Consider the following 20,549-nt stretch of genomic DNA (forward strand, 5'->3'; position numbering starts at 1 on the left):
ACTATACGTGCCGCGGGGCGGGCCTGCAAATCGCCCCCGGTGGCCCTACTCCTGGCCGTCCTCCGGCGCCAGGGCGCCCTCGGCCTCGGGCGCGACGGCGCCGTCCGCCTCGAGGGCACGCCGGATCGCGTCCTGCAGCCGCTGCTGCGCCTCGCCGTAGGCCGTCCAGTCGCCGTCCCGCAGCGCCTGCTCGGACTGCTGGATCGCCTCGTTGGCCTCCTGCAGCGCGCCCTCCAGGCCGCCACCGGCAGGGGTGCCACCGCCGCCCTGGCCGTCCTCGCCACCGGCCTCGGCGTCGTCCACGCCGGCGCCGCTGGAGGTCTGGGCACCGGAGTCGCCCTCGAAGACCTCGTCGAGCGCCTCCTCGAGGGTCGGGGCGAAGCCCACCTCCTCGCCGAAGCCCACGAGCACGCGACGCAGTGTCGGATAGGCCGCGTCGCCCGAGGACTGCACGTAGACCGGCTGGACGTAGAGCATGCCGCCGCCCGCGGGCAGGGTCAGCAGGTTGCCGTTGATCACCTCGGAGGCGCCCTGGCGGAGCAGGTTCAGCTCCGTCGAGACGTCCGTGTCCGAGTTGAACAGGTTCTGTGCCTGGCCCGGGCCCGGGACCACGGAGGAGCGCGGCAGCTCGAGCAGTCGCAGCTTCCCGTACTCCTCGCTCTTGACGCCGTCCTCACCGGTCCCGGCGTCGGAGTTGGCCGAGAGGTAGCCGTACATCACATTGCGGGTGTTGCCCGTCTCCGACTGCTGCGGGATGAAGGACGTGGTGAGGGAGAAGTTCGCCTGCTCCTCGCCGGGCATCCGCATCGACAGGTAGTACGGGGGCAGTGCGACGTTCGCGTCCTGCGTCGGGTCGTTGGGCACGGACCACACGTCGTCGTTCGCGTAGAAGCTGTTCGCGTCCGTGACGTGGTACCGGTTCAGCAGCTCCCGCTGGACCTTGAACATGTCCTGCGGGTAGCGCACGTGGGCCATGAGTTCGGCCGACATCTCGGAGTACGGCTTGAGCGTCTCCGGGAAGACGTTCTGCCAGGCCTTCAGCAGCGGGTCCTGGTCGTCCCAGGCGTAGAGCTCCACCGAGCCGTCGAACGCGTTGACCGTGGCCTTGACGGAGTTGCGGATGTAGTTGACCCGCTCGGGCGGCAGCGTGGCCGCGGCGCCCTGGGCGGTCTGCGCGTCCTGGGTGGCCTCCTGGAGCACGGACGGCGTCGAGTACGGGTACGCGTCCGACGTGGTGTAGGCGTCCACGATCCACTGGACCTGGCCGTCGATGATCGCCGGGTAGGGGGAGCCGTCGACCGTCAGGTACGGCGCGACCCGCTCGATGCGCTCGCGGGGGTCGCGGTCGTAGAGGATCTGCGACTCCGGGCGCACCGCGTCGGAGAGCAGCAGGTCCGAGGACTGGAACTTGATGCCGTAGGCGAGCCGGTTGAAGAAGTTGCCGATGCTCGGCCCGCCGTCGCCGCGGAAGGTCGTCTTCGCGTCCCCCGCCTCGTCGCCCGCGGTCTGCGGGCGGTCCAGCTCGAGGGGCTCGTCGCCCTCGCCGCCGCCGACAATGGAGTACTCGGGGGAGTCCTCGCCGAAGTAGATCCGCGGCTCGTAGTCGTCCGAGATGACGCCGCGGGAGGGGATGCCGGCCTGCATGAACTGCGGCTTCCCGTCCGCCTCGACCCGGTTGCCGTAGGCGGCCACGACGCCGTAGCCGTGGGTGTAGACCACGTGCTGGTTGAACCAGCCCTGGTTCTGGCCCGGGTTCAGCTCGCGGGTGGCGATCACCGTGTCCTGGACCTCGCCGTCGATCTCGTAGCGGTCCACGTTGAGGGTGTCGGGGAACTGGTAGTACGGGCGGAACTGCTGCAGCTGGGAGAACGCCGCGGAGACCACGTTGGGGTCCAGCAGGCGGATGTTCGACGTCGTCTCCGTGTCCTGGCGCAGGGCGCCCTGCTCGGTCTCCGTGGTCGCGTCGTACGGCATGACCTCCGCCGCGTCGAGCCCGTACGCCGCGCGGGTGAGGTCGATGTTGCGCTGGATGTACTGGTTCTCCAGGGCCTGCTCGGTGGGGGTGACCTGGAAGCGCTGGACGACCCACGGGTAGATCCCGCCGGCCACGACCGCCACCACGAGCAGCATCGCCGTCCCGATGAGCGGCAGACGCCACCGCCCGATGATCGAGGCGACCACGAACAGGATAGCGACGATCAGCGCGGCGGCCGCGAGGATCGCCTTCGTGGGGATCACGGCGTTCACGTCCGTGTACAGGGCCCCGGTCCATCCCCCCGACGTGGACTGCAGGGTGGAGTAGCGGTCCAGCCAGAAGTTCGCGGCCTGCATCAGCAGGAACAGGGCAGCGAGCACGCCCAGGTGGACCCGGGAGGCCCGGGTGGTGCTCAGCCCGCGCTCCGTGATCCGGATCCCGCCGTACACGTAGTGCATGAGGATCCCGGCGACACCGGCCAGCAGGATCGCCGAGACGAAGAAGCCGAGGAGGAAGCGCAGGAACGGGAGGGTGAAGACGTAGAAGGCCAGGTCGAGGCCGAACTGCGGGTCCTCCTCCCCGAACGGCTCCTGGTTGAAGAACAGCAGGACGGTGTCCCACTGCGTCATGGCCGTGCTCGCCGCGAAGAGGCCGAAGAGCACGGGCACGACCACGATGACGATCTTGCGCACCGGTTCCAGGGCCTCCTGGTAGCGGCGCAGGTTGTCGTCGACGATGGACTCGGCCGTGATCGGCCGGCCCCGGTAGGCCAGGAACAGGCTCGCGAACATCAGCGCCGCCACGAGCACGGCGGAGACGGCGAAGATCGCGATCTTGGTGAGGTTCTCGGTGACGAACACACTGAGGTAGCCGAGCTGGTCGTACCAGAGCACGTCGGTGTAGACCTGGGTCAGGCTCACGAACGCGGCCACGAGGACCAGGACGACGATCGCGGTCGGCCAGAGAGCACCCCGTTTCCGCCGCGGTCCGTCCGGCTTCTGCCTCGGTGGTCGGGGGGCTGTGGGTCCGGCGGTCACTGGTTACCTCTGCATTTCGCGTCGTTCTTCGGGTGTGGCGCCCGGATGCCGGGCCCGGGTGCCGGGCCCGGAGGCTCGGCGGGCGGCAGGCGCACCCTGTCCATTCTGCCCGTGGCCTTCTCAGGGGTGCAATCGAGCGCGCCGGGGGCCGCCGGACACGTCACGAGGGACCGCATCCCGGCAGTGCCGAGAGGTCCTCGCCCCGACCGGCGGCCCCGACGGCGGCCACGGCGTCGTCGAGCGAGCGCACGGCCACGACCGTCAGGCCCTCGGGCACGTGCCCCTGCACCTCCCCGCAGTTGGCCGCGGGGGCGAGGAACAGGTCCGCGCCGGACTCCGCGGCCCCGGAGAGCTTCTGCTGGATCCCGCCGATGGGCCCGACGTCCCCGTCCGCGGCGATCGACCCGGTGCCGGCGACGTGCCGGTCGCCGGCGAGGGAGCCCGGCGTCAGCTCCTCCACGATCCCGAGGGCGAACATCAGGCCCGCGCTCGGTCCGCCCACGTCCTCGAGCTCGAAGTCCACGTCGACCGGGAAGTCGTAGTCCGGCAGGAGGTAGACGCCCAGCTGCCAGTTCCCGGTCGCGTCGTCGCGCACGGTGTCGATCCGGACGTCCAGCTCCTCCCCGGCGCGCTCGACCTGCAGGGTCACGCCCCTCTCCCCCGCCGCGTCGAGGGCGTCCTTGAGGGCCGGCAGCGAGGAGACCGGCTCCTCGTCCACTGCCCGCAGGACGTCGCCGTGGCGCAGCCGCCCCTCCGCCGGTCCGTCCGGCACGGTGCCCTGCACGGCCAGCTCCGTGCCGAAGTCCCGGTCCAGGTGCGTCAGGGCGGCCGCCACGGAGTTCTCCTGCGAAGAGCTCATCGCCACCATGCTCGACTCGGTGACGTCCTCGGCGGAGACGTCGTGGGGGTACAGGGTGTCGGCCGGGACCACGGAGGCGGTGGGGTCCAGCCAGGAGCGCAGCACCGTGAGGACGGTGACCGGCCGGTCCGGTCCCCCGGTGACGTAGACGGTCGTGAGGTCGAGGGTGGAGCGGGTCTCGTACGTGGGTGCCCCGGAGACCTTCAGCAGCCGCCGCCCGTCGTGCTCCCCCACCGTGTTGAACGTGGGCCCGGGTGCCTCGACGACGAAGGGAGCCGGCAGGAACGCGCCGGCCAGCAGCAGCCCGGTGGACCCCAGCAGCGCCCAGGACTCGAGACCACGGCGGCGCAGGGCTCGGCTCGGGCGGCGGGCGTCGGTCACGGGCGGTCCTCGGCGTTCGGCGGCGGTGGGCGTGTCGTGACCGGCAGCCGTGGCGCCTCCGGTCAGGACGGTCCAGTCTATCGCGCGGGACCTGCCCCTGAGCTTCCAGCGAACTGGGAGTTGGCCCGTGGTCGGCGCCGTCCCCCGCTCGCTACGCTGGGGACCAGAGAGACCGGGCGCGACCGCGCGACCCGACGACCCGAGCCGACGAACGGTGGACAGATGACTCCGCAGCCTCCCAACGACCGACCCGGGGACGACCCGGACGAGAGCCCCGGCGACGGGCGGAAGGACCCCTTCCAGGAGATGCTCGAACGCCTCATGGGACAGGGCGGCATGAGCCCCGAGGACCTGCAGCGCGCCGGCGTGCCGATGGACCCGCAGGCGATGTCGATGATGTTCCAGCAGATCCAGTCCATGATGGGCGGCGGCGCATCGGAGGGTCCCGTGAACTGGACGCTCGCCCGCGACCACGCCCGCCGGATCGCCTCCGCCGACGGCGACCCGTCCGTCACCGCCGCCCAGCGCGGCGCCGTCCAGGACGCCATGCGGCTGGCCGAGCTGTGGCTGAGCGGGCACACCGAGTTCGGCCAGACCTCGATCAGCCCCCAGGCCTGGTCCCGGGCCGAGTGGATCGAGGCCACGCAGGACACCTGGAAGGAGATGACCGGACCCGTCGCCGAGTCCGTGACGAAGGCCCTCACGGACGCCCTGACCCAGCAGCTGCCGCCCGAGCTGTCCAGCATGATGGGCGGGGCCTCCGGGATGCTGGCCGGAGCCGGCGGGATGCTGTTCGGCGTCCAGCTCGGCCAGGCCATCGGCGCCCTCTCCCGCGAGGTGCTGTGCTCCACCGACATCGGGCTCCCGCTCGCGGAGGGACGCTCCGCCCTGCTGCCCGCCAGCATCAAGGAGTTCGGGGAGGGCCTGGACATCCCGGCCCAGGAGATCATGCTCTACATCGCCGTGCGGGAGGCGGCCCACGTCCGGCTGTTCACGGCGAACCCGTGGCTGCGCCAGCACGTCCTGGACCTCGTCAGGCGCTTCTCCGCGGGGATCCACATCGACATGGCCCGCATCGAGGAGGCCGCCCGGGACATCGACCCCATGGACCCCTCGAGCATGCAGGAGGCCCTGTCCTCCGGCATCTTCGCCCCGCAGCAGACGCCCGACCAGCAGGTCACCCTCAAGCGGCTGGAGACGGTGCTGGCGCTCGTGGAGGGCTGGGTGCACGTGGTGACGGCCGCCTCCACGGCCAACCTGCCCTCCGCCGGTGCGCTGTCGGAGACCGTCCGGCGCCGGCGCGCCTCGGGCGGACCGGCCGAGCACGCCTTCGGGTCCCTCGTGGGTCTCGAGCTGCGTCCCCGCCGGCTGCGGGAGGCCGCCGAGTTCTGGCAGTACGTGGGTGAGCGCCGCGGCGTGCAGGACCGGGACGGGCTGTGGGACGCCCCGGAGCTGCTGCCGACGGACGAGGACCTGGACGACCCCGCCGGGTTCTCCGAGCGCCGCGGGCTCCTGACCGCGTCCGAGGACGAGGTCGACGCCGCCCTGCAGCGGCTGCTCTCGGGAGGCTACGGAGAGCCCGGCGGCCCGGGGCCGGACCGCGGCGGACCGGCCGACGGCGGTCCCGGCCGTGGCTCCGGCGAGGGCGGTCCTCAGGACGGGGACGCGTCCCGCTGACCCTCGGAGGCCGGTTCTGACCGACGGGCCCAGGCCACGCCGTCGAGGAAGGCCTGCGCCCTCCCGGCGAGCGGGTAGCGGGCCTCCAGCTCCCGGAACCGGGGGCTGTGGTCGGCCTCGAGCAGGTGGGCGAGCTCGTGCACCAGCACGAAGTCCAGGACCCAGTCCGGCGCGTCCTGCAGCTGCGCGGAGATCCGGATGACGCCGGTGGCCGGTGTCGCGGAGCCCCAGCGGGTGTTCTGACGCTCCGACCAGCGCACGTCCGAGGGCTCGGCGCGGCCCTCGAGGTGGCGCCGGGACAGCTCCCGGGCACGGTGCAGCAGGCGGTCCTCGGAGCGCCTTTCCGCACCCCGGAGGGCCTCGCGGCGCCGCCGCTCCACGACCCGGGGCACCAGTTCCCGGGTCCAGTGCTCGATCTCGCGCCGTGTGGCCGCCTGCGGGACGGAGAGCACGACCGTGTCCTCGCTCCAGTGCGCGGAGACGGTCTTGCGGCGCCGGGCGGAGCGGCGCACGACGACCTCGGGCTGTGTCGGTACGGGCATGGGGTCATTGAACACGCCGTGGGACGGACCGCGAAACCGGGACGGACGGGTGTGGACGGCGCCCGCTCGTGCACTGTGGACTCGTGCACTGTGGAGGGGCCGCTCCGGGCGGCGCGGACGCCGGGGACGCGCGAGAGTGTCAGCGTCCCGTCCGCCCGTACCGGGAGGTGGCGTTCCGTGCCGACCCCTGCACCACCCCGCCGCGGCCGTGAGCTCCTCCGCACGAGCCTCGAAGATCCCCGTCCGGACGAGGTCCACGTCCTCCTGCTGGGCCTCGACGGGCTCGCCGCGGCCGTGGCCGTGCGGCTGGTGCGCTGCGGCGTGCTGGGGCTCAACGTCAACGATCCCCGTCCGGTGACCGCCACCGACCTCGAGGCGGGTGCGTACCGGCCGGCGGACGTCGGCCGGCCCCGCGAGGCGGCCCTGCGCCGCAGGCTCCGGGAGCTCGATCCCCGCTGCGCACCGGTGAGCGCCCCGGAGTTGTTCCCCGGCGCGCTGCTGCCCGGGACGATGGTGGTGCGCAGCGCCGGGACGCTGGGCCGGGCGACGGGCGGGGAGCCGCCCGAGCCGGCCTCCCTCGATCCGCGGCACCCCCTGGTGTCCCTGCACCGGCACGGGGAGCTCCTGATGCGCTGGCCCACGGTCCCGTGGGCCCACCGTCCGTGCCCGGACTGCGTCGAGTCGACGCTCGACCGGCTGGAGCCCGGTGCCGAGCCGCGCGGCCGTGCCCGGGTCCTGGAGGTGTGGGCGCGGCCGGCGCACGCGGAGGGCGTCGCGGCGGAGCTGGCCGTCGACGTGCTCGCCGTGGCCCTGGCCGGGTTGTGGACCGGGCCGGACGTCCCCGACGAGAGTCCCCCAGGAGCACGCCTCTTCGCCCCGCCGTGGCCGGAGGCCGTGCTGGAGCTGGAGCTGGACCGGAGCCGGTGCCTGTGCGGGCTCGATCAGGAGTGAGCGCGCACCGGCCGCGACCGGCGCGGCGCCCGGCGCGGGATGTCCGGCTCCCGCAGGGCGTCGAGGAACCGTGAGGGCCGCCGCGAGGGCCGCCCGCCCGGGGTTCGGGACAGCGTCCACGAGAGCACCAGGTGCTCCCGGGCACGAGTGATGCCCACGTAGAGGAGCCTGCGCTCCTCGTCGATCTCGTCGTCGGTCTCGGCGAAGCCGATGGGCACGAGGCCCTCGCTGAGACCCGCCAGGAACACCGCGTCCCACTCCAGGCCCTTGGCCGAGTGCAGGGACGCGAGCGTGACCCCGTCCATCACCGGGGCGTCCTGCTGGGTCACGCGCCGCTCGAGCTCCGCGGCGAGGTCGGGGAGGGTGAACTCCTCGTCGCGGGCCGTCGCCTCCGCCGCCATCCGGTCGGCGAGGGAGACGAGAGCGGCCAGCGACTCCCACCGCTCCCGCACCGCCCCGGTCGACCGCGGCGCCCGGTCGGAGTAGCCGAGGGAGGAGAGGATGTCCCGCACCAGCCGCACGGGGTCGTCCGAGGCCTCGGCGGCCCGCGCCGCCGTGCGGAGCTGGACCACGGCCTGCTTGACCTCCGGGCGGTTGAAGAACCGTTCCGTGCCGCGCAGCTGGAAGCCGATGCCCGCCTCGGCGAGGGCCGACTCGAAGGCCTGGGACTGGCCGTTCGTGCGGAACAGGACGGCGATCTCGGCGGCCGGCACGCCGTCGTCGACGAGGTCCTTGATCCGCGCGGCGGTCCCGGCGGCCTCGGCCTCGTCGTCCGGGTACTCGTTCCAGGACGGCCGCGGCCCGTCCGGCCGCTGCGCCTCCAGGTGCAGGGGCGTGGCCCACGCCCCGGGCGTCGACCCGGCACCCGGGCGACGGGCGGCCAGCAGCCGGTTGGCGGTCTCCACCACCTGCGGGGTAGAGCGGTAGTCCCGTACGAGCTTGATCACCCGGGCCTGGGGATGCCGGCGCGGGAACTCGAGCAGGTGCCGCGACGTGGCCCCGGTGAAGGAGTAGATGGTCTGGGAGGCGTCGCCGACCACGCACACGTCCTGGCGTCCGCCCAGCCAGGCGTCGAGCAGTCGCTGCTGCAGCGGGGAGACGTCCTGGTACTCGTCGACCACGAAGTGCCGGTACTGCTCCCGCACGGTCGCGGCGACCCTCTCGTCCTCCTCGAGCACGGCCACCGTCAGCAGCAGGACGTCCTCGAAGTCGATGAGGTGCCGGTCGGTCTTGAGCTCCTCGTAGGACTGGTAGAGCCGTTGCACGGTGCGGACCTCGTAGCCCAGCGGCATGTCGCGTCCGGCCGCGCGGGCCGGGTAGGTGTCCGGGGTCAGCATCGAGACCTTGGCCCACTCGATCTCGGCGGCGAGGTCGCGCACGGCCGCGCGGTCGGTGGACAGGCGCATGTTCTGGGCCGCCTCGGTGATGAGCCGGGCCTTGTGCTCCACGAGCCCGGGCAGGGGACCTCCCACGGCCTGCGGCCAGAAGTACTGCAGCTGGCGCAGCGCGGCGGCGTGGAACGTCCGGGTCTGCACCCCGGCGGCCCCGAGGCTCCGCAGCCGGTTGCGCATCTCGTTGGCGGCGCGCGCGGTGAAGGTGAGCGCCAGCACCTTCTGCGGGGTGTAGACCCCCGTGGCGATGCCGTAGGCGATCCGGTGCGTGATGGCCCGGGTCTTGCCCGTGCCCGCCCCGGCGAGCACGCAGACCGGGCCCCGCAGCGTGGTCGCGACCTCGCGCTGCTCCGGGTCCAGCCCCGCGAGGATCTGCTCGTCGAGGCTCGTCCCGGTGGGAGCCGCCGGGTCCTGCGCGCTCACCACGCGGTCTCCGGAAGGGACGTGCCGAGCCAGTGCTCGATCAGGGCGTGGGCGATGGAGACGCGCCCGGGGAGCGTCACCGAGCCGGTGCGGGCGGCGTCGATGAGCTCCGCCCGGGTGAACCACCGCAGCTCGAGGATCTCCTGGCCGTCCGGGACCACGGCGCCCGAGCGGGCGACGGCGCGGCAGCCGAGCATGAGGGAGCGGGGGAACGGCCAGGGCTGGGACCCGAGGTACTCGACGTCGTCGACGACCAGTCCCGACTCCTCGGCGACCTCCCGCACCACGGCGTGCTCGAGCGACTCCCCCGGCTCCACGAAGCCCGCGAGGGTCGAGAAGCGGTTGGCCTGCCACTGGGCGGAACGGCCGAGCAGCAGCCGCTCCCGGGCCGGGTCGGGGTGCCCGTCCGTCACGGCCACGATGATCGCGGGGTCGGTGCGCGGGAAGTGCAGGGAGCGGTCGTGCGGGCACTGCCGGGCCCACCCGGAGCGGATCACCTCGGTGGGTCCTCCGCACCGCGGGCAGCGGGGGTGGTCCAGGTGCCACAGCCCCACGGACTGCGCCGTGACGAGCAGCGCGGTCTCCCCGGCCGCCAGGACCGGGCCCAGCTCGCGCAGGCCCGCCCAGCGGAGGCCCTCTCCCGTCCGAGCGGCCGCAGCCACCGCGTCCGGCAGCGGGCCGGGCTCACCTGCGGCTCCCCCGGCGGCCGGCACGGTGCGCAGGAGCACCCGGGGCGCCGGTGAGGAACCCGCGTCCGGGAGCCGGCCGAGGTACACCTCGGGCCGGCGGGGGTCCTCGGGGACGGGTGGGAGGTCGACGGCCGGCACGAGCACGAGGGCGTCGCCGGCCACGGGGGCGAGACCTCCCGCGAGCACGAGCACGAGGGTCTCCGGGTCCTGCGCGGCGAGCCGCCGCACGTCCCGGGCCTCGCGGTCGACGGCGTCGCGGTCGAGGGCCGTGGCCGCGAACGGCAGGCCGGAGAGCTCCAGCCGCGGCGGACGGGGACCGGGCTCGGGTACGGGAACGGTGGAGGCGGACACGCCTCCCACTGTAGCGACCCGCACCGACGGCGGTGCCCGCGCGGGGACGGCCGGGGACGACCTCGATCGCACCGCACGTGCCCTCTTGTAGGGTGGACGGCGTGAGCACGTCCCTCGAGCACCTGGCCGCCGTCGCCGCCGCGGGCGTCCCCGGGCTGGCGCCCGTGGCCGTGGGCCCCTCCCCCGACGACGACGCCGACTTCCGCTCCGCCGTGGTCGTCGACGCGTCCGGGCGGCGGTGGCGCGTGCGCTCCCCGCTGACGCCGGAGGCGAGCGTCCGTCTGGAGACGGAGCACCTGGTGCTGCGCTCCTTCACCCCGGCCGTCCGGTCCAGGCTCCCCTTCCTGGTCCCGACTGCCGTGGGCTCCGTGGAGCACGGGCAGCTGCGCGCCTTCGTCCACTCCCACATCGAGGGCGCTCCCCTGAGCATGGAGGCGCTGGCCCGGATGGCGGCCGACCCGGACCCGGAGCACCAGCGGCACGCGCCGAGCGCCGATCCCCCGCCCACCCTCGCCGTCCAGCTGGGACGTCTGCTCGCGGCCGTCCACGCCCTGCCGCAGCGCCTCGTCCTCGACGCCGACCTGCCGAGCTACACCGCCGAGCAGTGCCGGGAGCGGCGTGCGACGGAACTGGACCGGGCCGAGTCCACGGGCCGCGTGCCCGAGGCGCTGCTGCGACGGTGGCGGACGACGGTGGACGACGGCTCCGTGTGGCGGTTCGAGCCCCGGGTCGTCCACGGGGACCTGCAGGAGGACGACCTCGTGATCTCCCACGGCAGAGTGCGCGGGGTGACGGGTTGGACGGACCTGCACGTGGGCGATCCGGCCACGGACTTCGCGTGGCTCATCGCCGTGCGCGACGCCCGGCTCGCCGAGGGCGTCCTCGAGGCCTACTCGGCCGCCTGCCGGAGCACGTCCTTCCAGGCCCCGGACCGGGAGCCGGACCCGTGCCTGCTGGACCGCGCCCGGCTGGACGCGGAGATGGCCCTCGCGCAGTGGCTGGTGCGGGGCATGGACCGCGGCCAGCAGGACATGGTCGCCGACGCCGTGCGGATGCTCGCGCTTCTCGAGCAGGACCTCGCCCGGCGGCCGCGACCGTCGGCCCGGCCCACCACCGACCGGGTCACGCCCGTCACGACCGGGGACGCCGACGGCACGGCCCAGGGGCCCGGCACGGCCGAGGCGCCGGGCACGGCCCAGGGGCCCGGTACGGCCCAGGGGCGCAGCACCACGTCGTAGGCCTGCCGGACGACGCCTCCGGCTCCTCGGCGCCGGCGAGGTCGAACGGACGCACGACCCCGTTCTCGGCCACGCAGTAGAAGGCGGCGGCGACGTCCTCGAGGGGGACACCCTGCCACCGGGACCACGCCGGCCGGTGGACGGCCGGCCTCGCGGAGCGCCCGGATCTCCCCGCCCGCCGGGGCGCGGTCCTGGACCATCGCTGAGTGATCCGCGAGGAGTCAGGCCGGCGTCCCCGGATCGGCGCCCCGGCCGACCTGCCGTATCAGCGCGACCCCGGTCGCCAGCTCCACGACGTAGACCAGCAGGGGCGGCAAGTCACCGGTAGCCACCAGGACGGCGGCGAAGACTCCGGCCCCGCCCACATTGAGCCAACCCGGCCAGCGCGGGTCCCTTGGCACGGTGCCGGAATCGTCGTGAGCGCGCGCCCGTGCCAGCAGCCCGCCACCCAGGGCAGCCATCCCGGCAAGGCTCAGCCCCATGTACCCCCGGAAGGGCCACATGGGCACACTCCCCGACGCGAAGGCCTCCGGATCCCTGTATCGCGCTTCCAGGTGACCCAGGAACAGACCAGCTCCCGCGACCAACGCCAGCGCGGCGCCGTCGGCGAGCCGCTGCCCCGCCAAGGGCTCCCGGCTGCCCCGTTCGCTTCCCGCATCCCAGTGCTGGGCGAGCATCACCACCCCAACGGGCAACGCAGATGTGCCTGCGGCCAAGAGCACTTGCTGGGTTCTCCACTGCCTGGGGGCCGCCCGCAGAATGGCCGACTTGCGCTGCGGATCTCCTTCCACATACACCCGCGAGACCGGCATGAAGGCCCCGGACAGGAACGCCGCCGAGCCCGCCACGATGACGGCCGCCGCTGTCGCATCTCCGCGAATCCGCCGAGCCATGGGATGAAGGTAGACCTCGACGCCGACAGGCACAAGGGGCAGCAGACAGCTCTGACATCGGGGCCGCGGCTGCCCGCTCGCCGTGACGGCCGGCGCCCTCGATCGGGTCACACCGTCCGGACCATGGTGGAAGAGATCCCGCGCTGCGGCACACCTTCTCCCTTCCGATTCTCATAGCCCTCCCGCGGGACCAGGCCGGACACCGGCTCCTCGCCGGCGGCTCGCCGGCCTGCCCGCCGGAGATGGAGCACTGCTTCTGCGCCTGAAACGCTGATGCCGGCGTCGAAAGACACCAACAAGGTGCCAGGGACCACCACTGCGAGTTCCGCGCCCACACCTTCTGAACGCGACTGTCGTGCTAGGGACGCAGCACCACGTCGTAGGCCTGCCTGACGACGGCCTCCAGCTCCTCCGCACCGGCGAGGTCGAACGGGCGCACGACCCGGTTCTCGACCACGTAGTAGAAGGCGGCGGTGACGTCCTCGAGGGGGACGCCCTGCAACCGGGACCACGCCAGCCGGTAGACGGCCAGCTGCGCGGAGCGCTCCCGGAGCTCCCGGCCCGCCGGTGCGCGGCCGGTCTTCCAGTCCACCAGCTCCCACGTGCCGTCCCCGTTGCGGAACACCGCGTCGACCCGCCCGCGCACCGTGATCCCCGCGATCGGGGTCTCGAGGGGGAACTCCACGGCGTGCGGCTGGCGGTCGGCCCAGGGCCCGGAGCGGAAGGTCGCGGCCAGGTCCGGCAGGTCGTAGGCCTCGTCCACGTACTCGTCGGCCGCTCCGGGAAGGTCCCCGACGTCGAAGATCGCCGAGCTGCCGTAGTACTGCTCGATCCACGCGTGGAAGGTGGTGCCCCGCCGGGCCGCCGTGCCGGGGCGGCGGGGCATGGGCCGGCGCAGCCCGGAGACCACCTCGAGGGGGTTGCGCGCGAGCGCCACCAGCGTCGACGCCGAGACGTGCGAGGGCATGGGCACCGTCCGCTCGCCGCGCCCGTCCTCGTGGCGGGCCAGCAGGATCGTCGTCTCCTCGGACCACCGGCGCGGATCGGGCTGGCGCCCGTCGCGCCCGGCGGCGTCGAGCAGGTCCTCGTCGCCGAGCCGCGCGGTCTCCCCGAACCCCCGCTCGAGCACGGCCCGTCCCGCGCGCTCCAGGAGGGCCCGGCGGCCGCGGTGCGGGGGCGGGTCGACCCGGACCACGCTCGTGCCGTCCCCTCCCGTGACCGTCTCGGTGACCTCGGGCCCCTCCAGCGGGTCGTAGGGCCACGGGGCGCTGAGCACCGTGGCGGCCGCCGGGTTGCGGGCGCCCTCCGGGACCTGCGCCCACGCTCCGCGGCGGACCACGGGGGCGGGCCCCTCGGTCAGGGGCTCGAGCTCGGCGACGAACGCGGACGGGTCCTGACCCTTGACCGACGTGCCCCGGAAGACGCTGCAGGAGAGCTCGAGCACCTCGCGGGCGCGGGTGACGGCCACGTATGCCAGGCGGCGCTCCTCGTCCTGGGCGTGCTGGGCGGCGAGCTCCAGGAACTCCTGGTGGGACTCGTCGAGGGCCTTGAGGTCGGTCGTGTCCACCGACCACTGCGGCAGGAACCGGGCGTCGCCGCGCAGCGGCCACGGCAGGGTCCCCGTGTCCAGCGTCCACCGGGCGGGCCGGTCCGTGGGGAAGTTCTTCGCGTTGAGCCCCGGGACGTACACGTGGTCCCACTCGAGGCCCTTGGACGAGTGAACGGTCACCAGCTGCACCGCGTCCCGCCGGGTCCGGCCGGGTCCGGGCTCCAGGCCGTTCTCCTCGGCGAGCGTGACGTCGAGCCAGGCGAGGAACGCGGACACGTCACCCGTCGCCGAGGACGAGACGAACGTCCGTGCGGCCTCCTGGAAGGCGTCGAGGTTGCGCCGGGCGTGGTGGGCGGAGCGGCCGGGGTGGGCGGCGACCTCGACGTCGAGGCCCATGACGGTCTCGACCTCGTGCACCAGGCTCGGCAGGTCGTCCGAGAGGTAGGAGCGCAGGTGCTCCAGCTCGCCCCGCAGCCGGCTCATCCGCTCCCGGGCGGCCGTCGAGAGGCCGCGCCCGTGTGCGGAGGTCCAGCCGGGCCTGGGGAGGGTCTCGAGGGCCTCGATCAGCGACGCGTGGTCGGAGAGGTCCGGCTCGACGAGCGCGTCCTCCTGGGCCTCCGCCGCGGTGGCGGGGCTGTCCAGGTCCTCGGGCCGGCCCGCGCGCGCGGCCTCGGTCCGGCGGCGCTCCAGGTGGGCGGCCCAGTCGGAGAGCGCCATGAGGTCGCGTGCGCCGATCCGCCACCGGGCACCCGCCAGGAGCCGGACGAGAGCGTCGGAGCGGCCCGGGTCGTCGAGGACCCGCAGCGTCGCGACGACGTCGCCGACCTCCGGCGTGCTCAGCAGGCCGCCGAGGCCCACGACCTCGTAGGGGATGCCGCGGGCGGCCAGCTCCCGGCGGACGGGCTCGATCTGGGACCGCTTGCGGCACAGGACGGCCATGGTGGGCATGTCCGACTCGTCCCCGCCGCGGTGCACCTCCCGCCGTGCCCGCACCTGCTCCGCGAGCGCGGCGGCCTCCTCGACGTCGGTGGCGTAGCGGCTGACCCGCACCTCGCCGGGACCGGCGCCCGGGCGGGGCTCGAGGGGCGGGACCGACACGGACGACGATCCCCGCGCCCACGCCGGGAGGGTGCGCAGCGGGGCCGCGAGGGCGTTGGCGACGTCGAGGATCCGCGTGGAGTTGCGCCAGGCGGTCGTGAGGAAGCTGGGCTCCCCGTCCTGGCCCGGGCCCACGGGGAAGGAGTCGTAGAAGCCGAACAGCTGCCCGGAGGACGCTCCCCGGAAGCCGTAGATCGACTGCTGGGGGTCGCCCACGGCCATCACGGAGTGGCCCCGCCCGAACAGGGCGGCGAAGAGCCGCAGCTGGGCGTGCGAGGTGTCCTGGAACTCGTCCAGGAGCACCACGCGGTGGCGCTCCCGCTCGGCGCCGCGGGCCACGGGGTCCTCCTCGGCGAGCCTGGCCGCGGCGGAGAGGAGGTCGCCGAAGTCCATGGCCTGGGCCTGCTCCTTGCGGCGGGAGAACTCGGCCACGAGCTCGGCGAGGATCCAGGCGGTGCGCTGGTTGTCCTCCACCTTCTTCAGGTGCGTGCCCAGGCTCTTCTTCCGCCGGCCCGGCGGCGTGTCGGCCAGCTGCCCCAGGAGGCCGGCGGCGAACCGCTCGACCGCGGACGGGTCGACCAGGTGCTCCGCGCACGCCGACGCCAGGTCCAGGACGGCCTTCACCATGGTCGACTTCGCCGGCATGCTCTCCAGCAGGTCCCCGGTCCAGGACTCGACCGTCTGCGCCGCCAGCTGCCACGTCTGTGCCTGGCCGAGGAGCGTGGTGTCCGTCTCGATGCCGATCCGCAGCCCGTAGGTGCGCACGAGGGTGTTCGCGTAGGAGTGGTAGGTGCTGACGGTCGGGTCCTGGGGAGCCGGCGGGACGTCGTCGTCGCCCTCCGGCGCCGGCACGAGGTCGAGGGCCCGGAGCCGGTTCAGCCGCAGGCGCATCCGCTCCCCGAGCTCCCCCGCGGCCTTGCGGGTGAAGGTCACGCCGAGCACCTGGTCCGGGGCCACCACGCCGTTGGCCACGAGCCACCCGACGCGGTCCACCATGGTGGCGGTCTTGCCCGACCCCGCGCCCGCCACCACGAGGCGCGGCGAGAGCGGCGCCGAGATCACGGCGGACTGCTCCGGTGTGGGCACCCGCGCGCCGCCCGTCTCCAGGGCGTTGAGCCGTTCCGCCAGGTCCTCGGGGGTCCAGCGGGGTTCGACGCCTCCGTACGGGTGGCCGGGGTGGGGGTTCTCGGTCATGCTCGCTCTCGTCACCTCGTCGTCACGGGTCGGCCGGGGGCCTGCGGCGGCGCTCACGGCTCACTCACCTGTCGGCCCTCGGCGCACAGGGGGCAGATCTGGGGCAGCTTGCACCCGTGCCCCCCGAAGGTGCCCTCGGACCGGTCGTGCCGGGCCGTGAACCGGTCCCCCGCCACCAGCTCCGCGGCGCGCGTGATGAGCTCGCGGGCCCACTCCGCTCCCGGGTCCAGGGGCTCCTGCTGCTGGACGGACGGGGAGCGCGTCGTGGTCCCCAGCTGCACGAGGAGGGCGCCGCCGGAGAGCTCCGTCACCGTCCCCTCGGGCAGCTCCAGGGTGACGTCGTCGTCCCCGCCGGCCATCGCCGTGCCCGCCCCGGCCGTGAGCGCCACCTGGTAGGCGGCCAGCTGGGGGTGCTCGGCGATCTTCGCCCCGGGCGGCTGGTTCCGGCCCGTCTTCAGGTCGACGACGACGTAGCGGCCCTGCTCGTCGACCTCGAGCCGGTCCACCCGGCCCCGCAGCAGCGCGCTGCGGGCCCTGCCCCGGACCAGCACGTTGAAGGCGCCCTCGACCGAGGCGAGCCGCCGTCCGTGCCGGCTGCGGGCGTCGACGACGTACTGGGCGAACTTGCGCAGCATCTGCCGGGCGCGCTCGAGCTGCGCCGCCGACTCCCAGGTGTCCGGCAACCCGAGCGTGTGCCACCTCCGCTCCAGCTCGGCGACGAGCTCGCCGCCGGAGGCCTCGGGCATCTCCTCGGCGATCGCGTGCACGAGCGAGCCGAGGCTGCGGCTGAGGTCGGTGGCCGCCTCGGCGCGGGACGCGGCCACGAACCAGTCCAGGGGCGAGCGGTGGATGGTCTCGATGCGGGACGGGGAGACGGGCACGGGCACCCCGTCGTCGAACACCGGGCCCGTGCTCGTGAGCCCGGCCGCCCCCCACCACGTCCGCGGGTGCGCTCCCGGCACCGGGCGCGCCGAGTGCGCGATGCCGTGCAGCAGGCGCGCCGCGGCCTCGGCGCGCCCGGGGTCGTCGTCGTGGCGCTGGACCCACTGCCGCAGCTCGGCCACGAGGGCGCGCAGCGTCAGGGGCCGGGGAGCCTCGACGACCGGCCTGCCGCCCTCCGCGGTCCCCTCGGGGTCCACGAGGTCCAGGAACTCCGAGGGCTGCTCGTCCTCGTCGGAGGCCGCCGTCACCACGAGCGTGCCGCTGCTGCGGGAGACCGCCGCGGCGAAGGAGCGCAGCTCGTCGGTCCGGACCTCGCGCATCCGGGTGACCGGGGTGACGCGCAGCGCCTGCTCGACCCCGAGGTCCAGGACGTCGGTGAGCAGGTCGGCGCCGAGCAGCTGCCCGCGCAACCGCGTGTTGGGCCACACGCCCTCCTGGACCCCGGCCACGAAGACCACCGGCCACTGCCGGCCCGCCGCGGTGGCCGGCGTCATGATCTCGACCGTCTCGTCGGTCGGTGCGCGGGCCGCGAGGGTGTCCATGGGCAGCTCCTGGCTGTCGATGTAGTCCAGGAACTGGGCGGGGCTCGCCCCCGGCAGGTGGTCGACGTACCGCTCGGCCGCCTCGAACAGCCCCACCACGGCGTCGAGGTCCCGGTCCGCCCGCTCGCCCGCCGGACCGCCCTCGAGAGCCCTGCGCCGCCAGGGCTCCGCCACTCCGGCCGCCGCCCACAGTGCCCACAGCACGGTCTCCGCGGTCGCCCCCTCATCCTCGAGCGCCCGCACGCCCGCCGCGAGCATGCGAGAGATCCTCCGGGCGGGCACGGAGCGGACGCCGGCCGCCTCGAGGGCCCCGGGGGCCACGAGAGCCTCCACGAGCAGGTCGTCGCTCGTGCGCCCCCCGCCGGCGGCGAGCTCGTCGGCGCGCAGCCGCTGGCGCAGCCGCCGGACGTCCATCGGCGACGCGGTGCCGATCCGCGAGGTGAGCAGCTCCACGGCGGCCTGGGCGCTCAGCGCGCCCGGGTTCCCGTGCCCCCCGGCGCCGGTCACGATCCGGAGCGCGCCCAGCAGCGGGCGGACGGCCGGTTCGTCCCGCACCGGGGTCTCGGCGGCGGACGTGCTCACGGGCACGCCCAGAGCGGAGAGCTGCCGCTCGAGCCCCTCCAGCCGCCGCCCGTCGCGCACGATCACGGCCATCTCCGCCGGCGGGACCCCGTGCACCAGGTGACGTTCCAGGATCTGGTGGGCGATCCACCGTGCCTCGTGCAGCGCGGACGGCAGCACCACGGCCGTGACGTCGCCCGCGTCCTGCTCGCCGGTCCGCTCCCCGCGCGGGTGACGCGCCCCGGCGACGGCGGGGACGCGCTCGGCGACCCGCACCCAGGCCTCGGCGACGGCCCGCGGCATGCGCCGGCTCGTGGACAGGAGGTGGCGCTCGAGGGGCCGGCCCGGCTCGGCGAGGCGGTCCTCCAGGGTGCGCAGGAGGTCCGGGCGGGCGCCGCGGAACCCCTGGACCACGGTGTCCGTGCACGCGGTCACGACCACGTCCCGGCCGCGGCACAGCACCGAGAGCAGACGGTGGATCGACGGCGTCGCCTCCTGGAGGTCGTCGGCGAGCACGAGCTGCAGTCGCTCCTGCTCGGCCCGCAGGAACTCCGGGTGCTCCTCGAGGACCCGGGCGGCCTCGCTCACGATCGCCGCGGGGTCGTAGGACTCGGGCATCCGCAGCCGGCGCACGGCCAGGTACTCGGCGCGCATCACGGCCGCGGCGGCCCAGTCGTCCCGGCGCAGCCGCCGGGCGAGGTCGCGGAGCTCCTGCGGCGCGAGGTCGTACTCGGACATCCGGTCGAACAGCTCGCGGACCTCCTGCCGGAACCCGCGCGTGCCCAGGGCCTCCCGCAGGTCGGCGGGCCACACGACCGGAGCTCCCTCCCCCTGCGCGTGCCCGGCCATGAGCTCCCCGATCAGGACGTCCTGCTCGGGCCCGGACAGCAGCTTCGGGCTCTGTGCCACGCCCGGGAGCAGCTCCTCGTTCCGGGCCCGGCGCAGCAGGTCGAAGGCGTAGGACTGCCAGGCGCGCACGGGCGGCGAGCTCATGGTCGCGCAGACCGCGCCGGTGAGGTCGTCGCGCACCCGGGCCGCGGAGATCCGTGACGGGGTCAGCACGAGCAGCCGGTCCGGGTCGAGGCCCCCGGCGATCCGGCGGGCGGCCAGCTCCACGAGCACCCGGGTCCGCCCGGTCCCCGGCCCGCCCAGCACGAGCCGCGGGCCGCAGCCGGCCGGCAGGCCGGCGACGTCGGCCTGCTCGGGCGTCGGCCGCCACGGGCCCTGTGCCGGTGCCCCGGCCCGCGGGGGCACGAGGGTCCAGCGCACGTGTCCCGCCCCGTGCGGGGCGGCGGGGATGGTCTCCTGGGTCGGCCGCATGGGTCCCATCCCATCACGGCGCTCCGACGCCGTAGCGCCTCGGGGCCCCGTGCACGCAGGACCCGGCGCTCTTGGCGGGTCGGTGGTGGCCGGTACGGTGGGGCCATGTCCTCGCCATCGGGTCCCACCGACCAGCTGCCCCTGTTCGACGCCGCTCCCCTGCGCGCCCGGTCCGCCGGTCCTCCGGCCGCGGACCCGCCCGCGCGGCAGGGCGCCCTCTTCGGCCCCGAGGGGGACCCGGGGGCGGCTTCCTGGACGGACGCCCCGCGTGCGGCGTTCGACCTCGAGACCACGGGCCGGGATCCCCACACGGCCCGGATCGTGACGGCCTCCGTGGTCCGCACCGACGCCGCCGGCACGGTCACCGACGAGTGGGAGTGGCTCGCCGACCCCGGGGTCGAGATCCCCGAGGCGGCCGCCGCCGTGCACGGCGTGACCACCGAGCGGGCCCGCGCCGACGGGCGTCCCGCGTCCGAGGTGGTCGCGGAGATCGCCGCCGTGCTCGGGCGGCTGTTCGCCGCGGGGACCCCCGTTCTGGTGTTCAACGCCTCCTACGACTTCACGGTCCTCGCCCACGAGGGCCTGCGGCACGGGGTCGAGGTCCCCACGCCCTTCCCGGTGCTCGACCCCTACGTGCTCAACAAGCAGGTGCACCGGTACCGGCGCGGCAAGCGGACGCTGGGGGCACTGTGCGAGGAGTACGGGGTGGAGCTGACCGCCGCGCACACCTCCGCGGCCGACTCGATGGCGACGGAGCGGCTGGCCGTCCTCATGGCGCGGCGCTTCCCCGAGTTGGCCCGCCCGGCGGCGGAGCTGCACGCCCAGCAGGTGGGCTGGGCGGCCGGGCAGGCGGCGAGCCTGCAGGAGTACTTCCGGCGCACGCGCCCGGACGCGGCGGTGGACGGAGCCTGGCCGCTGCGCCGGCCCGAGGACGCC

The 20,549-nt window shown here is 74.6% G+C and carries 12 protein-coding genes; 4 read left to right on the forward strand and 8 right to left on the reverse strand.

The genetic code is table 11. The features are described from left to right. Positions 1–45: 45 nt before the first annotated feature. Positions 46–3,012 (reverse strand): UPF0182 family membrane protein, encoded by a 2,967-nt coding sequence (locus tag ACH9EU_RS13060; protein WP_396414346.1) that lies wholly within the window; start codon positions 3,010–3,012, stop codon positions 46–48. A gap of 160 nt (positions 3,013–3,172) precedes the next feature. Next, positions 3,173–4,252 carry a S16 family serine protease gene (locus tag ACH9EU_RS13065; protein WP_396414347.1) on the reverse strand — a complete coding sequence of 360 codons (1,080 nt, stop codon included), beginning with the start codon at positions 4,250–4,252 and terminating at the stop codon, positions 3,173–3,175. Between the two features lie 222 nt (positions 4,253–4,474). Here ACH9EU_RS13065 and ACH9EU_RS13070 point away from each other — a divergent pair, with 222 nt between their 5' ends. Next, positions 4,475–5,929, forward strand: a complete 1,455-nt coding sequence (locus tag ACH9EU_RS13070) for a zinc-dependent metalloprotease (protein WP_396414348.1) — start codon at positions 4,475–4,477, stop codon at positions 5,927–5,929. On the opposite strand, the gene ACH9EU_RS13075 is transcribed toward ACH9EU_RS13070, so the two are convergent. Next, positions 5,905–6,471, reverse strand: coding sequence for a YgjP-like metallopeptidase domain-containing protein (locus ACH9EU_RS13075; protein ID WP_396414349.1), 567 nt, complete (start codon positions 6,469–6,471; stop codon positions 5,905–5,907). The genes ACH9EU_RS13070 and ACH9EU_RS13075 overlap by 25 nt on opposite strands. 177 nt (positions 6,472–6,648) lie before the next feature. Between ACH9EU_RS13075 and ACH9EU_RS13080 the strand changes: the two genes are divergently transcribed. Continuing rightward, positions 6,649–7,422 carry a ThiF family adenylyltransferase gene (locus tag ACH9EU_RS13080; RefSeq protein WP_396414350.1) on the forward strand — a complete coding sequence of 258 codons (774 nt, stop codon included), beginning with the start codon at positions 6,649–6,651 and terminating at the stop codon, positions 7,420–7,422. Here the strand turns inward: ACH9EU_RS13080 and ACH9EU_RS13085 are convergent. Both ACH9EU_RS13085 and nudC read right to left on the reverse strand, forming a co-directional pair. Beyond that, entirely contained in the window at positions 7,413–9,236 is a 1,824-nt protein-coding gene (locus ACH9EU_RS13085) for a UvrD-helicase domain-containing protein (protein WP_396414351.1), read from the reverse strand. The two genes, ACH9EU_RS13080 and ACH9EU_RS13085, sit on opposite strands and share 10 nt — an antisense overlap. Next, positions 9,233–10,276 carry an NAD(+) diphosphatase gene (nudC, locus tag ACH9EU_RS13090; RefSeq protein ID WP_396414352.1) on the reverse strand — a complete coding sequence of 348 codons (1,044 nt, stop codon included), beginning with the start codon at positions 10,274–10,276 and terminating at the stop codon, positions 9,233–9,235. Before nudC ends, ACH9EU_RS13085 begins: the two co-directional genes overlap by 4 nt. 101 nt (positions 10,277–10,377) lie before the next feature. On the opposite strand from nudC, the gene ACH9EU_RS13095 reads away from it, so the two are divergent. Then, the gene (locus ACH9EU_RS13095; protein ID WP_396414353.1) at positions 10,378–11,514 is read left to right on the forward strand and encodes a macrolide 2'-phosphotransferase; all 1,137 of its coding nucleotides are present in this window, start codon (positions 10,378–10,380) and stop codon (positions 11,512–11,514) included. Positions 11,515–11,735: 221 nt separating this feature from the next. On the opposite strand, the gene ACH9EU_RS13100 is transcribed toward ACH9EU_RS13095, so the two are convergent. The 3 genes from ACH9EU_RS13100 to ACH9EU_RS13110 form a co-directional block, all read right to left on the reverse strand. Beyond that, positions 11,736–12,407: a hypothetical protein gene (locus ACH9EU_RS13100; protein ID WP_396414354.1), complete on the reverse strand. Its 672-nt coding sequence runs from the start codon at positions 12,405–12,407 to the stop codon at positions 11,736–11,738. A 358-nt stretch (positions 12,408–12,765) separates the two neighbouring features. Beyond that, complete coding sequence (locus ACH9EU_RS13105; protein ID WP_396414355.1) at positions 12,766–16,248, reverse strand: UvrD-helicase domain-containing protein; 3,483 nt, start codon at positions 16,246–16,248, stop codon at positions 12,766–12,768. A 53-nt stretch (positions 16,249–16,301) separates the two neighbouring features. Further along, positions 16,302–19,613, reverse strand: coding sequence for a PD-(D/E)XK nuclease family protein (locus tag ACH9EU_RS13110; protein WP_396414356.1), 3,312 nt, complete (start codon positions 19,611–19,613; stop codon positions 16,302–16,304). A gap of 105 nt (positions 19,614–19,718) precedes the next feature. On the opposite strand from ACH9EU_RS13110, the gene ACH9EU_RS13115 reads away from it, so the two are divergent. Then, positions 19,719–20,549: 3'-5' exonuclease (locus ACH9EU_RS13115; protein ID WP_396414357.1), on the forward strand; the 831-nt coding region annotated here is incomplete at its 3' end.

The sequence above is a fragment of the Kocuria rhizosphaerae genome (assembly GCF_044462265.1).
In the GTDB taxonomy this organism is placed as follows: Bacteria; Actinomycetota; Actinomycetes; order Actinomycetales; family Micrococcaceae; genus Kocuria; species Kocuria rhizosphaerae.

What these genes read in the sequence shown, in the direction of transcription:
- ACH9EU_RS13070 (WP_396414348.1), top strand. Translation starts at nt 4,475, where the DNA reads ATGACTCCGCAGCCTCCCAACGACCGACCCGGGGACGACCCGGACGAG.
- ACH9EU_RS13075 (WP_396414349.1), bottom strand. Translation starts at nt 6,471, where the DNA reads ATGCCCGTACCGACACAGCCCGAGGTCGTCGTGCGCCGCTCCGCCCGG.
- ACH9EU_RS13105 (WP_396414355.1), bottom strand. Translation starts at nt 16,248, where the DNA reads ATGACCGAGAACCCCCACCCCGGCCACCCGTACGGAGGCGTCGAACCC.
- ACH9EU_RS13100 (WP_396414354.1), bottom strand. Translation starts at nt 12,407, where the DNA reads ATGGCTCGGCGGATTCGCGGAGATGCGACAGCGGCGGCCGTCATCGTG.
- ACH9EU_RS13110 (WP_396414356.1), bottom strand. Translation starts at nt 19,613, where the DNA reads ATGCGGCCGACCCAGGAGACCATCCCCGCCGCCCCGCACGGGGCGGGA.